The 13,736-nt window shown below is 53.0% G+C and carries 15 protein-coding genes and 1 riboswitch; of the genes, 11 read left to right on the top strand and 4 right to left on the bottom strand.

Annotated elements, in window-relative coordinates; translation table 11 throughout:
• The first annotated feature begins 69 nt into the window (after positions 1-69).
• The 11 genes from sigG to L692_RS29285 all read left to right on the top strand — a co-directional run bounded on the left by sigG (position 70) and on the right by L692_RS29285 (position 9,726).
• Positions 70-852 carry an RNA polymerase sporulation sigma factor SigG gene (gene sigG / locus L692_RS0118085; protein WP_025701505.1) on the top strand — a complete coding sequence of 261 codons (783 nt, stop codon included), beginning with the start codon at positions 70-72 and terminating at the stop codon, positions 850-852.
• A 137-nt stretch (positions 853-989) separates the two neighbouring features.
• Entirely contained in the window at positions 990-1,334 is a 345-nt protein-coding gene (locus L692_RS0118080; RefSeq protein WP_025701504.1) for a YlmC/YmxH family sporulation protein, read from the top strand.
• Between the two features lie 140 nt (positions 1,335-1,474).
• On the top strand, positions 1,475-2,326 hold the full coding sequence (gene pgeF / locus L692_RS32955) for a peptidoglycan editing factor PgeF (protein WP_025701503.1): 852 nt from the start codon (positions 1,475-1,477) through the stop codon (positions 2,324-2,326).
• 3 nt (positions 2,327-2,329) lie between these two features.
• Positions 2,330-3,025, top strand: coding sequence for a YggS family pyridoxal phosphate-dependent enzyme (locus tag L692_RS32950; RefSeq protein WP_025701502.1), 696 nt, complete (start codon positions 2,330-2,332; stop codon positions 3,023-3,025).
• Positions 3,025-3,474 (top strand): cell division protein SepF, encoded by a 450-nt coding sequence (locus tag L692_RS0118065; RefSeq protein ID WP_025701501.1) that lies wholly within the window; start codon positions 3,025-3,027, stop codon positions 3,472-3,474. The genes L692_RS32950 and L692_RS0118065 overlap by 1 nt, the downstream gene beginning before the upstream one ends.
• 7 nt (positions 3,475-3,481) lie before the next feature.
• Positions 3,482-3,754 (top strand): YggT family protein, encoded by a 273-nt coding sequence (locus tag L692_RS0118060; protein WP_025701500.1) that lies wholly within the window; start codon positions 3,482-3,484, stop codon positions 3,752-3,754.
• A gap of 3 nt (positions 3,755-3,757) precedes the next feature.
• Entirely contained in the window at positions 3,758-4,540 is a 783-nt protein-coding gene (locus L692_RS0118055; protein ID WP_025701499.1) for a YlmH family RNA-binding protein, read from the top strand.
• 229 nt (positions 4,541-4,769) lie between these two features.
• Positions 4,770-5,255: a DivIVA domain-containing protein gene (locus L692_RS0118050; RefSeq protein WP_025701498.1), complete on the top strand. Its 486-nt coding sequence runs from the start codon at positions 4,770-4,772 to the stop codon at positions 5,253-5,255.
• A gap of 443 nt (positions 5,256-5,698) precedes the next feature.
• Entirely contained in the window at positions 5,699-5,893 is a 195-nt protein-coding gene (locus L692_RS31950) for a hypothetical protein (RefSeq protein WP_156940493.1), read from the top strand.
• A 164-nt stretch (positions 5,894-6,057) separates the two neighbouring features.
• The gene (ileS, locus tag L692_RS0118045) at positions 6,058-9,147 is read left to right on the top strand and encodes an isoleucine--tRNA ligase (RefSeq protein ID WP_025701497.1); all 3,090 of its coding nucleotides are present in this window, start codon (positions 6,058-6,060) and stop codon (positions 9,145-9,147) included.
• A 186-nt stretch (positions 9,148-9,333) separates the two neighbouring features.
• Entirely contained in the window at positions 9,334-9,726 is a 393-nt protein-coding gene (locus L692_RS29285) for a DUF5665 domain-containing protein (protein ID WP_025701496.1), read from the top strand.
• A 150-nt stretch (positions 9,727-9,876) separates the two neighbouring features.
• On the opposite strand, the gene L692_RS0118035 is transcribed toward L692_RS29285, so the two are convergent.
• The 4 genes from L692_RS0118035 to L692_RS0118020 all read right to left on the bottom strand — a co-directional run bounded on the left by L692_RS0118035 (position 9,877) and on the right by L692_RS0118020 (position 13,355).
• On the bottom strand, positions 9,877-10,239 hold the full coding sequence (locus L692_RS0118035; RefSeq protein WP_025701495.1) for a hypothetical protein: 363 nt from the start codon (positions 10,237-10,239) through the stop codon (positions 9,877-9,879).
• A gap of 55 nt (positions 10,240-10,294) precedes the next feature.
• A complete protein-coding gene (locus tag L692_RS0118030) occupies positions 10,295-11,065 on the bottom strand; it encodes an SDR family NAD(P)-dependent oxidoreductase (RefSeq protein WP_025701494.1) in 771 nt (256 codons plus the stop codon).
• A 190-nt stretch (positions 11,066-11,255) separates the two neighbouring features.
• Positions 11,256-11,624 (bottom strand): carboxymuconolactone decarboxylase family protein, encoded by a 369-nt coding sequence (locus tag L692_RS0118025; protein WP_025701493.1) that lies wholly within the window; start codon positions 11,622-11,624, stop codon positions 11,256-11,258.
• Between the two features lie 87 nt (positions 11,625-11,711).
• Positions 11,712-13,355, bottom strand: a complete 1,644-nt coding sequence (locus L692_RS0118020) for a thiamine pyrophosphate-binding protein (RefSeq protein ID WP_051503531.1) — start codon at positions 13,353-13,355, stop codon at positions 11,712-11,714.
• Between the two features lie 111 nt (positions 13,356-13,466).
• Positions 13,467-13,562, bottom strand: a riboswitch (cyclic di-GMP riboswitch).
• Positions 13,563-13,736: the final 174 nt, after the last annotated feature.

Raw genomic sequence — 13,736 nt, 5'->3', positions numbered from 1 at the left:
GGCAAGGAATAAAATGGCCGGCCGGGGAGATAATGTACAGTAATGTTTCTCCTTGGGAGGTTAATCATCATGACCCGAAATAAAGTCGAGATATGCGGTGTGGATACCGCGAAGCTGCCCGTTCTGACGAACGCGGAGATGCGGGAGCTATTCACTTCGCTGCAGCAGCATGGCGAAAAATCCGCCAGAGAGAAATTGGTAAACGGCAATCTGAGACTGGTGCTGAGCGTGATTCAGCGCTTTAACAACCGCGGGGAATTCGTGGACGATTTGTTTCAGGTGGGCTGTATCGGGCTGATGAAAGCCATCGATAACTTTGACCTGTCGCAGAACGTTAAATTTTCCACCTATGCGGTGCCGATGATTATCGGGGAAATCCGCCGCTACTTGCGCGACAACAATCCGATTCGCGTCTCCCGTTCCTTAAGGGACATCGCCTACAAGGCGCTGCAGGTGCGCGACAGCCTGACGAACCAGAACTCGCGGGAGCCCACGATTTTCGAGATTTCCCAGGCGCTGGGCGTGCCGAAAGAGGATGTTGTATTCGCGCTGGATGCTATCCAGGACCCTGTATCCTTGTTCGAGCCGATCTATCACGATGGCGGCGATCCGATCTACGTCATGGACCAGATCAGCGACGACAAGAACAAAGACGTCTCCTGGATTGAGGAAATTGCGCTGCGGGAGGCAATGCAGAGGCTGGGACAGCGGGAAAAACGCATCCTGTCGATGCGGTTCTTCGAGGGCAAGACGCAAATGGAGGTCGCCGATGAGATCGGCATTTCCCAGGCGCAGGTCTCCCGGCTGGAGAAGTCGGCCATTCAGCAGATGCAAAAGCATGTGAAGTCTTGAATAGGACAACCAATCCCATCCGAGGGCCGGGCCTGACGATGGGGTTATTTTTTTGATAAGCCAGGATAACGGGCATTTAAACAAGCCGCCGGTACATATACTTGAAGTATACGTTTGAACTTACAGAGGTGGCAGACATGAATCAGGAAACTCCGGCTTCGGGCAAAAAAATGAAAATTTCCGACTTTCAGGCCAAGGACGTTATCAACATTATCGACGGGAGACGTCTTGGACAAATCAGCGATCTGGAGCTGGATCTTCGGCGGGGAGTCATTGACGCGATTATCGTTCCGGGGTACACGAGGTTCCTGGGACTGTTCGGCGGAGGCGCGGATCTCGTTATACCCTGGCGGAACATTGTCAAGATCGGTTCGGACGTTGTGCTCGTCAAAATGGAGGAGCCCCGGCCTTTGCAGGACGCGGAAGAGAGGGAAATGCTGGTGCTCCAGCGGGAAGACCGGAATGAACGGCGCGCGTATTGACGCTGCGCTGTCTTTTTTGCGAAGCGGGAACCGGTGATCCATATCCAAGCCGAAGCTGCACCGGGTCAAGGCAGGCTCCAAAAGACAAGGTTCCACTCTGTGGAGCTGTCATATGGTACACTTAAAGGCGGGGTGAGAGAATGGAACCGTTTGTACAAAATAGCGGCAGTCCGGCATTATTCAGCCTGAAGCCATGGACGGACCGGTTTGCCAACATAACAGCCGGGTTTACCGGACGGACCGGGGGCGCCGGACGCGCGCCTTACGAGAGCCTGAACTGCGCTCTTCATGTGGGCGATTTCCAAGAGGATGTCGTCAAGAACCGGAAGATGATCGCCGAGAGCCTTGGCTTTTCACTCGAAGACTGGACATGCGGGGAGCAGGTGCATGGCGCGGAAATCGCGGTTGTCACGGCAGGTGACAAGGGACGCGGAAGTCTGGACCGGACCTCGGCGTTCGCGGATACGGACGGCCTGTTGACGGATGTGCCCGGCGTGCTGCTGACTTCCTTTTATGCGGATTGCGTCCCCCTCTTTTTCCATGACCCGGTCTCAGGCGCTGTCGGGTTGGCCCATGCGGGCTGGAAAGGAACGGTGGCGGAAATCGCGTTGGCCATGGTTCGGCGGATGGAAGCGGTATACGGAAGCCGGAAGGAGGACATCCGGGGGGCGATCGGACCGAGCATCGGCGGCTGCTGTTATGAAGTCGACGATTTCGTCATGGATCATGTTCGGAAGATAGAGGGGAGTCTGGCTCAGGCGGAGGAATCGGCAGACCGTCTGTACCGCCCGTCGACCGCGCATCATGGCAAAATGCTGCTTAACTTGAAAGAATTAAACCGACGCATTATGATAAAAGCAGGAATATTGCCGACTCATATCGAATGTACATCTTGGTGTACAAGCTGTAATCACGATCTATTCTTCTCTTACCGCAAGGAAAACGGGGTTACGGGAAGAATGGCGAGCTGGATCGGAATAAAGGAGAGTTGACCGTTGTCCTCGACATTGCAGGAAAGAATAGCCGAAGTCAGTCGGCGGATTGAGCATGCGTGCTTGAGAAGCGGACGCGACAGCCGGGATGTCCATACCATCGCTGTGACGAAATATGTGTCTGTGGAGGCGACATCCGCCGTGCTGGCTTCCGGTCTTGTAAATATTGGCGAGAACCGCTGGCAGGTTGCGGAGAGCAAGTGGAAGGCGCTCGGGAGCCGGGGAACGTGGCATTTCATCGGCCATTTGCAGACTAACAAGGTGAAGGATGTCATTGGAAAATTTCAATATATTCACTCGCTGGACCGGCTGTCTCTGGCCAAGGAATTGCAGCGCAAGGCTGAAGCGTCCGGGCTTTATGTGAACGTTTTTGTTCAGGTGAATGTCTCCGGGGAAGAGTCGAAATACGGTCTGCATCCGGACAAGGTTCCCGATTTTTTGCGGGAGATCACGGGTCTGGACCGGCTGAAAATCGTCGGATTGATGACCATGGCGCCGCATGAAGATCCGGAGCTTACGCGCCCGGTATTTCGCGGCCTCCGCGAGCTGAGGGACAAGCTTAACGGCATGGGGCTGACTCCCGAGCCGATGACAGAACTGTCGATGGGTATGTCGAATGATTTTGAAGTGGCGATTGAGGAAGGAGCCACCTGGGTGCGCCTGGGTACGGTGCTGGTAGGCCATGAGGAGGGATCTTAATGGGCTTTATGAACCGGTTTATGAGCTTTTGGGGTTTACAGGATGAAGAGGAGATTGTAGAACGCGAACAGCTTGGCCAGAATGATGAGGAAGAACATGCGCCGACTCCTGTAGAAACGCGCAAAAACCAGCGTACAGGGAACGTGGTCAGCATCCATTCGCAAAAAAATGTAAAAGTTGTGCTGTATGAACCGCGGTCATATGACGAAGCTCAGGAAATCGCCGACCACATTCGCTCACACCGTACCGTTGTCGTCAATCTGCAGCGGGTCCGCAACGATCAGGCGATGCGGATCATCGATTTTTTAAGCGGAACCGTATACGCTCTGAGCGGCGGCATTTCCAAAATCGGGGGGAATATCTTCCTCTGCTCGCCGGATACCGTTGAAATACAAGGCTCCATTTCGGAAATGCTTGCAGACGATCAAGACTATAACAGAATGAGGTGAACGGGCATTGTCCTACCAAATCTTTTCCATTATCAATATCCTGTTTCAAATTTATTTCTATATGATTATTTTCTACGTGCTGATGTCCTGGCTGCCCAATGTCCGTGACAACTTCATCGGAGAGCTGCTCGGAAAGTTGGTGGAGCCGTATTTGACGCCGTTTCGCAAGATTATTCCGCCTTTGTTCGGAACGATTGATTTTTCTCCCGTCGTCGCGCTGCTCGTGCTTGAGCTCGCACTGAATGGGTTGCGGTCCGTGCTGATTTACCTGATAGGATAAGCGATGAAGAACGAAATTTATGGTCATTTTCATCCGGATGAACGGCCGTTTGTGGATCAGGCTTATGAATGGGTGGAGAATGCGGCCCGTTATCATGAACTGAAGCTGACGGATTTCCTCGACCCAAGGCAGGGATACATCCTGCAAACTTTGGTGAATCGTCACCCCGATGCCAGGGTCAGATGGGGAGGCGGGGGCGAGGAAGCGGAGCGGCGCAGAGCGCTGGTCGCTCCCGATTACCGTGATCTGGAAGATGAAGATATGGGACTGAAAGTGCTGAATATTACACCGGCTGCACAGAAGCTCATGGAATTGGAGCATGGAGATTATATGGGTTCCCTGCTCGGGCTGGGAGTCAAACGAAGCAAAATCGGCGATATTCACGTCCTTGAGAACGGTTGCCATGCCGTAGTGACGTCGGATATCGCCGATTATTTGGCCTTGCATATGAGCAGCGTAGGCCGTGCTCCCGTCACCGTGGAGGTGCTCCCTGTTTCAGAGCTTCGCAGCGCCGAAGCCAGGCTGGAATCGATGGAGATTACCGTGTCCTCCCTGCGGCTGGACGGAATCGCGGCGGATGTGTGCCGGCTTAGCCGAAGCAAGGTTCTCGTTCCCGTTAAAGCAGGCCGCGTCCGGGTGAACTGGAAGGTGGAGGAGGACCCTTCTTCCCATATTAAGGAAGGCGACGTCATCTCTATTCAAGGCTTTGGCCGGTTTAAGGTGCTGGAGGTTGGAGGGCTGACCAAAAAAGGCCGATACCGGGTTCGGATCGGTAAATTTGTATAATTTTCTTGCAGGAATTTAGGCCCGCTTGTCGAAATTGATTAACTCATGAGGGCAGCTAACATTTGTGGAGCTGGACGCCGATAGTTGTAGAAGAGGCGAGATTTAAGGCAGTCACAGGAAGACTGGGCCGCTCGCCCATTCCTAACTTGTTGATGTCAGACGTTCTTCTTCATCCATGGAGACGAACGAACAGTTGGGCGAGGCCCGAAATTTCTAGGAGGTGCACAGCATGCCATTAACGCCGCTCGATATACATAACAAGGAGTTCACCCGGCGGCTCCGAGGTTATGATGAAGACGAGGTCAATGAGTTTCTGGATCAGGTCATCAAGGATTACGAGAGCATCATCCGTGAGAATAAGGAGCTGAGCAATCAGCTTATGGCTCTGCAGGAGCGTCTGGACCATTTTACGAACATCGAAGAGACCTTGTCAAAGACCATCATTGTTGCCCAGGAAGCTGCCGATGAAGTAAAGAACAACGCCAAGAAGGAGAGCCAGCTGATTATCAAGGAAGCGGAGAAGAACGCTGACCGGATCATCAACGAGGCTCTGTCCAAGTCCCGCAAAATCGCGATTGAGACCGAAGAGTTGCGCAAGCAGGCTTCGATTTACCGTACGCGGTTCCGGACACTGGTGGAAGCGCAGCTTGAGCTGCTGTCCCAGGATGATTGGGATGCGCTGGAAAGCCGCGAGGCTCGTGAAGAAGTATTTTGAGACATTGCCTTGGCCTGTTGACTTTTGTCATCAAAGAGGCTATAACTAGAACATATCTGCAACATTCTATATGTATTCGATGACGGGACAAGTACGTCATGGTAGCGATCCCCAGAGAGTCGGCGTTCTGCTGCAAGCCGATGTTCAAGCCATGCCGGAATATCCTCCCCAAGAAGCGAGCCTGAAACGAACCTTGTGTCGTGCGTAAGGCGAGCCGTCTACCGGACGTTACACCGGACCCGCGTCCTTAGCGCGGGAGCTGAGATCGCGCTGTACCCCGGTTGTTCACCGGGAGGAATACGCGCGGAATTAGGGTGGTATCGCGAGCGTCGCCTCGCCCCTTTGGGGGCGGGGCGTTTATTTGTTTTGGGAGGGCGATCCCCCTAAATCCCCCTTTCTCAAGGGGGACCCCAAGGGTTGCACCCTCTGGACACCCGCAAGGATTGGTAAGGTGCACGGGGCTCGGCGGATGGGGAGCGAGGGTTGGCGTCGGAGCGGCCCTTCCTCCCGGCATCCCCGTCAGGGGACGCCGGGAGGGGCCTTTGGCGGCGCGGCGGGTCGCGAGCGGCTACGCCCCGCTCGCGGAAGGCCCCTCGCAAGGGCTGCCCTGGCGGGTTCGCGGCTCGGGTGCAACGTAGAGCGGCCGCTTGCGGCAAGCGGGCACTACTCCAACAGTAACTATAAAGAACGTCGCTGCCCCGGACCCAGACAACCTTCCGGGTGTCCAGAGGGCGGAGCCCTTGGGGTCCCCCTTGGCAAAGGGGGATTTAGGGGGATCGAAATTTAAAGGAGTTGATCCATTATGCACAAAGTAGATATCAAAGAAAAAGCGCGGGACAGAGACGTCCGCATCTTGAAGAAATGGAACGAGGAGAATACGTTCCGCAAATCCATTGATAACCGCGCAGGCAAGCCGAACTATGTGTTCTACGAAGGTCCGCCGACCGCGAACGGCGCGCCGCATATCGGGCACGTTCTCGGCCGCGTGATCAAGGACTTTATTGGCCGCTACCAGACAATGAAGGGCTACCGCGTCGTGCGCAAGGCCGGCTGGGATACCCATGGCCTGCCGGTCGAGCTTGGCGTGGAGAAGCAGCTTGGCATCTCCGGCAAACAGGAAATCGAAGCCTACGGCGTCGAGAAATTCGTCAAGAAGTGCAAAGACAGCGTCTTCGGCTACGAGAAGCAGTGGCGCGAATTTACGGAAGCGATCGGATACTGGACCGACCTCGACAATCCGTACATCACGCTGAACAACACGTATATCGAGAGTGTGTGGAACATCCTCGCAACGGTCCATGAGAAAGGGCTGCTGTACCGCGGCCACCGTGTCAGCCCGTACTGTCCAAGCTGCCAGACGACGCTCAGCTCGCATGAAGTGGCCCAAGGGTACAAGACCGTCAAGGATCTGAGCGCCACAGCCAAATTCAAGCTGGACGACAGTGGCGAATATGTGCTGGCCTGGACGACGACGCCTTGGACGCTTCCGGCGCATATGGCGCTGGCGGTTAATCCGGACATGGACTATGTGCGGGTGCAGCAGGAGGACGGCGTCTACATCATGGCCAAGAACCTGGTCGAAGAAGTGGCGAAGGGCGAGCATACGGTGTTATCTGAGCTGAAAGGCGCCGATCTGATCGGCAAGACGTACCAGCCTCCGTTCAGCTATATCCAGGCGGAGAGAAGCAATGTCATCGTCGGCGCTTCCTTCGTTACGGACGCCAGCGGTACAGGGATTGTGCATATGGCCCCGGCTCATGGCGAGGACGACTACAAGACTTGCCGCGAGAACGGCATCAGCTTCGTGAACGTGGTGGATGCGTCGGGCAAATATACCGGTACGGTGAGTGATTTTGCCGGACGCTTTGTCAAGGACTGCGACCTCGATATCGTCAAGGCGCTGTCGGAGAAGGGTCTGCTGTACGGCAAGGAAAAATACGAGCACAGCTATCCGTTCTGCTGGCGCTGCGACACGCCGCTTCTGTATTATGCGACAGACAGCTGGTTCATCAACACGACGGCGATCAAGGATCAGCTGATTGCGAACAACAATGGTGTCGACTGGTATCCGGGTCATGTCCGCGAAGGCCGGTTCGGCAAGTTCCTTGACGAGCTGGTGGACTGGAACATCAGCCGCAACCGTTACTGGGGCACGCCGCTGAACGTCTGGGTCTGCCAGGAGACGGGCAAGGAATTCGCGCCGCACAGCATTGCCGAGCTGAGAGAAATGGCCGTAGGGGACGTGCCGGAAGATATTGAGCTGCATAAGCCGTATGTGGATAACATCCGCCTGCGCAGCCCGTTCAAGGAAGGCGCTGAAATGGTGCGGACGTCCGAGGTTATCGACGTGTGGTTCGACAGCGGCTCGATGCCGTTTGCCCAGAGCCATTACCCGTTCGAGAACGCGGATAAGCTGGAGGACCAATATCCGGCGGACATGATCTGCGAAGGGATTGACCAGACGCGCGGCTGGTTCTACAGCTTGCTTGCGGTATCGACGCTGTTCAAGGGCAAAGCGCCTTACAAGGCGGTTATCGCGACCGGCCACATCCTCGACGAGAACGGCCAGAAGATGTCCAAATCCAAAGGCAATGTCATCAATCCCTGGGATATCATGAACGAATCCGGCACCGACGCGTTCCGCTGGGCGATCCTGGCTGACAGCGCGCCGTGGAACAACAAGCGCTTCTCCCGCGGGCTTGTGGGCGAGAGCAAGTCGAAGGTCGTCGATACGCTGGTGAACACCCATGCGTTCCTGACGCTGTATGCGGGGATCGACGGCTACGATCCGTCCGAGCATCCGTTCAAGCTGTCCGGGCATAAGCTCGACCGCTGGATTCTGTCCCGGCTGAACAGCCTGATCCTGGTTGTGGATAAAGGGCTTGCGGTCAATGATTTCGTCAACTCGTCCAAAGCGATCGAGAACTTTATCGACGAACTCAGCAACTGGTACATCCGCCGTTCGCGCGACCGTTTCTGGGGCAGCGGGCTTGGGGAAGAGAAGCTGGACGCTTACCGTACGCTGACGCATGTGCTGCTCACGACGGCGAAGATTGTTGCTCCGTTCATGCCGATGCTGGCCGAGGATATTTTCGTCAACCTGGGCGGCGGAGAAAGCGTGCATTTGGCGGATTATCCGGCAGCCGACGAGAGCCTGATCGACCTTACGCTTGAGCAGGACATGGAGAGCGCCCGGAACATCGTCGAGCTGGCGCGCAACGTCCGCAACGAGACCGGAATCAAGACGCGTCAGCCGCTTTCCGAGCTGATCGTTTCCATCAGCCAGAGCTTCAATGTCGCGGAGTATGAGGAGATCATCAAGGACGAGATCAACGTCAAGTCGATTGTGCTTGAGACGAGCGACAGCGGATTTGTCGATTTTACCCTGAAGCTGAACCTGAAGGTTGCAGGCAAAAAATACGGCAAAAACGTCGGCTCCATCCAAGGCTTCCTGAAATCGATGGACAGCGACGCTACACGCGAAGCGGTTCAAAGCGGCAAGGTAGTCATTACCTCTCCGGAAGGCGAAGAGCTGCAAATCACCGCAGACGAGCTGCTCATCGACAAGCAGGCCAAACCGGGCTTCGCGTCCGCATCCGGCTACGGCATCACGGTAGCGCTGAACACCGAAATTACGCCCGAGTTGGAGCAAGAGGGCTGGGTGCGTGAGATTGTGCGGGCCGTTCAGGATTACCGCAAACGGCTGGATCTGGCGATCGACAAGCGCGTCGCGCTTACTCTGAACGTCGATGATGAGCTGAAAGCCGCAGTTACTGCGTTCGAGAATGTCCTCCGGGAAAATGTCCTCGTGACGACGGTTGATTTCTGCAGCGGCGATTCTTTTGAAACGGTGGATATCGGCGGCAAAACAATCGGCATTCTCATCGGCTGAATTGGTGCATGTCCCATCCGTAAAGTGCATATACTAGCGTCAGAAGTATGAACGCAGGCGTTCATGCGGGAAATCATCCTGCTTAAAATATTTCGGCGCAAACCGGCGAGTCCCGTGCGAAACCAGAGACAGGCAATCTCTATTCGCCGGGCTCGTTTACGTTTTGGCGCAAACGGGGGACGCTAGATGAAGGACAACCGGAACGGGGGAACGAACCTGAGCGGAGAGGCGAAGCATTGGAAACCGCCGGAGAATGGAAGGGAAGGGCCGCCAGAATCCCCTGAGAAGGAAAAGATCGACACCATATACCGGGTAGCCACCGAATGGGCGCAAAGAATGGAAAAGTCGCGGATTTCGGAGTATTTGGAGCTGCTGCATTCTCCTTGGCGGCTGATCTGGCTGAACGTGCTGTCGGGTACCGCGCGCGGCGTCGGAATCGCGATTGGCTTTACCTTTTTCGCGGCTACGATCATTTACGTGCTTCAGGTGCTGGGAGCTCTCAACCTGCCGATCATCGGGGATTATATCGCCGATATCGTCCGCATCGTCCAACATCAGCTTGAGCTTAATACGTATTAGCTCCAGGCCCCAAACGGCGCATACAGAGCATCTCCATGCGGGCCGTTCCAGCCCAATTCTTGTCCATCGCCTTAACATAAAAACTCCGGGCAAGCCGCAAGTGGTTTGCGGTTGCCCGGAGTGTGAAGGCGATCCATATTTTGCAAGAAATTAAGAACTGAAATATGTATAAGCCTCTTCATACGTTTCTTTATATTCAACTTGATTGCGGAACATGCGGTTGAGCTGCATAGTGAAGATCGGATTATCGGAGAGATATACCCACTTCTTATCCGTGCTAAGACCCCGGTTGAGTGCAAGTTGCATCGTAGGCGAAAGCAGGGTTACTACCTCTTGCGAGAGGACAGACTTGGCTTTGCGGACATCTGTGATGCCGGAGAAGCCGGGCTTAACTTTTTCGAGAATATCCTCGAAATCTTTGATATAAGAGGCGGCTGCATTTTCATCCAATCTATCAGCCACTACGATAATCAGATTTCTTTTTTCATCATAATTAATAGTATAAGCGGACATTAATAAATTCCTCCAGTTTATATAATAGTAGATTAAAGCTTAGATTTACTTAAGCTTAAACTTTAAATACACCATATCCACCGTCGCTAATCAGAGTGGCTCCTGTGGTATATCCGGAATCTGCACTTAGCAAGAAGCAGACGGAACCTGCAATTTCTTCCTCGGTTCCAAACCGCTTCAGGGCCGTTCCCTGGGCAATATACGCTTCAAGAGCATCGATGTCAGGTGAGAGCATGCCTTCATAGCGGCGCATCATCTTGGTTGCTACAGGACCAGGACAAATGGTATTCACTCGGATTCCCCGAGGACCTAGCTCAGCGGCAACAGATTTGGTCAAGCCTATAATCGCGTGCTTGCTGGCGGAGTATGCCAAATCTCCAGGCATGCCGATCGTTCCATGCAAGGAAGAGCAATTGACAATGGCGCCTCCTGATTTCATATGGGGTACGGCAAACTTCATCAACAGGAATTGGGATCTGATATTTACTGCAAAAACGTTGTCGAACACTTCAATGTCATAGTCTTCGAGCATTTGATTGTTTCCTGTTATGGCGGCATTGCTGTAGATGCAATCAATCTGACCGAACTCTGCCAATGTATTGTCTACAAGCTGCTTGATATCCTCTACCTTGGAGACATCGGTCGGGAAGAAGACTGCCTCGTACCCAAGGCCTTTCATCTCCTTTATGGCTTCCTCTCCCGCTTCCACGGAACGGCCGGCGATAACCACCTTTCCTCCCTCGCTGCAAATTCGCATAGCCGTAGCTTTTCCGATACCTGTTGCTCCACCCGTGATAATTGCCACTTTATCTTTAAATCGCATCATATCAACCCGCTTTCGCAATATTTTGGGAACGGTCGTTCCATTATGCAGGGGGAATACATCTACCGCATTTTGAGAACAGATTATTCTCAAGTGTCCTTTGCTTTGGGATATTTTTCTTAATTGTATACTTATATTTCTCAAATATGCAAGAAAAAAGTCGATTATTATATTATTTTGTCGAAAAAAGTGGTTATTGGATTTCCTCCAGTGTCGAGAGAAGGACGTTAAAGGCCGAAATGATCTTCGGAGCGCCAACACATGGCACCAGGTGCAATAGAATGCCTTTGATTTGGTCGACCGTCATGCCTACGCGAAGCGCCATCACATAATGAACGCCAAGCTGCTCAAACTGGCCCATCGTAATTAAAGAGGAAATCACGGCAATTTCTTTCCAATCCGCGCCAATAGTGGTCCGTTGAAAAATATCGCCATAAGCGTTGCCCATAATAAATTCAGCCAATTCCGGAAAATGGTCTTTGATCGGAGCCATCGCTTTGGCCCCATAGTCGCCGGAAAGATTGGAGAAATGGTTGAAACCGCTGTTTATGTTGTCTTTCATATGAGATGCCCCCTAAAAGTTGTGCTGGCGCATGCTTCTTTAATCATTTATCGGAAGAAGTATACGCTTGTATTGCCGGTTTGCGGCCTAATTCAGATTTAGTGTACGGTGTGCGGTAGGAGGCACTTCGTCACGGTCGGTCAACAGCTCGATGACGGCAACGCGGTTTAAGGCCACAGCCTCGCTGATGGCGGAAGCGAATTGTTCCGCGGTCTCGCATCTGAAGCCGGCGGCTCCGAGCGATTCGGCAAATTTCACGGCATCCAAAGGTACTTCAAACAGAGTTCCGTCGATTCGGCCTGTCGTTTTTTCCATTCCCTTCAGCGCCATATCGAGCTGCTTATTATTCACAACGATAAAAATGACCGGGATATTCTTGCAAACGGCCGTATTAATCTCAGTGCCGAGCATCATGAAGCAGCCGTCGCCGGTAATGCAGAATATCGTTTCCTCAGGAGAAGCGACCTTGGCCCCGATCGCCATGCCTATAGCATTTCCCATGCAGGCAAAGTAGGCGTCAAAGACAAAACTGCCGGGCTTCTTCACGTTGTACCATTTTACAGCATTGAAGCCGTGGCTGCCGTCATCAACAAATACGGTATTGTTATAAGGGATCAGGTCGCTCATCACGCTCATCACAGACGCAAGTGAAAGATTGGGCAGAACGGGCAGTTCTTCCGCATAATGAACAGCGGTCTCCGTTTCGCGTGTCCTGATCGCCGCAGTATCAACATTCCGGAGAAGCAGCGACAAATTATCGCGCAAATCGCCGCCAACCGGAATCGTAGAGGAGGTTAGTATTTTTCCGACAAAGGTTGGATCGATATCAAACTGAATCAGGTTCTCCGGGTGATTCTCCGCTTTGAGGTTGCAGATGGTCATATCGCTGAGCCGCGACCCCAGCACAATGAACAAATCACTGCGATTCAACAAGTCGTCTCCATGCTTGCATCCGCCAACGCCGATCGGACCGTGATACAGCGGATGATCCCAGGCTATAGCGCCTTTGCCGCCGGGTGAAGTGACGACCGGAATATTAAAGGTCTCCGCGAATTGAACCAATTCCTGATGCGCTCCGGAGCGGTTAACGCCTTTGCCGGCAATAATCAGAGGGCTGTCGGAACGATTAATGGCGCCTATAATCCGGTCGAGATGGGCATAATTGACGAGCGCTTCCCGTTCAGGGATTACAATTCGGCATTCTTCAAGCGGCTCTGTCTGAACATCAAACGGAAGGCAGAGATGAACAGGTCCGCGCTGTCCGCCAAGCGCAAGAGAAATGGCATGGTTAAAAATCGTGCTGAAATGATCCCCCCGCTCGACCAGTTTGCTGAATAGCGTAGCGGGTTTGAACATATCCGCCAAATCGGCAAGATAGGAGGAGGAATCCTGGCACTGGGGAATTCCAAGCTCCTTGATGGATTGATGTCCCGTAATGAACAGCACAGGAAGGTTATTGGCTTTGGCATGCGCCGCCGCGGTGAGGAGATTGGTTCCTCCCGGACCGGATGTGCCGAACGCCACCCCGAGATTTCCTGTCTTCAGGGCATAGCCGGAAGCTTCGAATCCGGAGCTGGCTTCATGTCTCCCGGGAATAAATTCAATACCGCAATCGACCATTTTAAGAACTATGGGACAAATCGATTTACCGATAATGCCGAATGAGTGAGTTACTCCGAGATTGCGTAGTGCTTCCGCCATATAATCTGCGACTGTCTTCAAAAGATCCACCCCACAAATTCATATTGTTTGTTCTAAAATAGAAGACCTGCACTCCAAACAGAGCACAGGTCGGTTGACAAGTCACCATATAGGACGCCGGATATATAAGCGTTCAGGTTCTCCAGCAACCTGGCTGTCATGGCCTCAAGAAGAAATGAGACTGTAGATCCATGGCTTTGCGTCATTCCCTTTCGGAGAATTTTGCCCATTATTTAGTTTATAATATAAAGAATAATTTCCCTTTACAATATATTTCTAGCACTACTTTTGTCAATATATTTATACAAAACGGCTCGAAATTTGACGAATTGATAGATTTACCGGTTGGAATAAACGAAGGATAAAAGTCCCATATTAGTCATATAGGCTTATGCGGGTTTCGGGGAGACA

The organism is Paenibacillus forsythiae T98 (assembly GCF_000520735.1).
Classification (GTDB): Bacteria; Bacillota; Bacilli; order Paenibacillales; family Paenibacillaceae; genus Paenibacillus_AQ; species Paenibacillus_AQ forsythiae.
Note: the sequence above shows the minus strand (reverse complement) of the source record. Positions and strands in the feature narration are given on the sequence as shown.

What these genes read in the sequence shown, in the direction of transcription:
- sigG (WP_025701505.1), top strand. Translation starts at nt 70, where the DNA reads ATGACCCGAAATAAAGTCGAGATATGCGGTGTGGATACCGCGAAGCTG.
- L692_RS0118080 (WP_025701504.1), top strand. Translation starts at nt 990, where the DNA reads ATGAATCAGGAAACTCCGGCTTCGGGCAAAAAAATGAAAATTTCCGAC.
- pgeF (WP_025701503.1), top strand. Translation starts at nt 1,475, where the DNA reads ATGGAACCGTTTGTACAAAATAGCGGCAGTCCGGCATTATTCAGCCTG.
- L692_RS0118065 (WP_025701501.1), top strand. Translation starts at nt 3,025, where the DNA reads ATGGGCTTTATGAACCGGTTTATGAGCTTTTGGGGTTTACAGGATGAA.
- L692_RS0118055 (WP_025701499.1), top strand. Translation starts at nt 3,758, where the DNA reads ATGAAGAACGAAATTTATGGTCATTTTCATCCGGATGAACGGCCGTTT.
- L692_RS0118050 (WP_025701498.1), top strand. Translation starts at nt 4,770, where the DNA reads ATGCCATTAACGCCGCTCGATATACATAACAAGGAGTTCACCCGGCGG.
- ileS (WP_025701497.1), top strand. Translation starts at nt 6,058, where the DNA reads ATGCACAAAGTAGATATCAAAGAAAAAGCGCGGGACAGAGACGTCCGC.
- L692_RS29285 (WP_025701496.1), top strand. Translation starts at nt 9,334, where the DNA reads ATGAAGGACAACCGGAACGGGGGAACGAACCTGAGCGGAGAGGCGAAG.
- L692_RS0118035 (WP_025701495.1), bottom strand. Translation starts at nt 10,239, where the DNA reads ATGTCCGCTTATACTATTAATTATGATGAAAAAAGAAATCTGATTATC.
- L692_RS0118030 (WP_025701494.1), bottom strand. Translation starts at nt 11,065, where the DNA reads ATGATGCGATTTAAAGATAAAGTGGCAATTATCACGGGTGGAGCAACA.
- L692_RS0118025 (WP_025701493.1), bottom strand. Translation starts at nt 11,624, where the DNA reads ATGAAAGACAACATAAACAGCGGTTTCAACCATTTCTCCAATCTTTCC.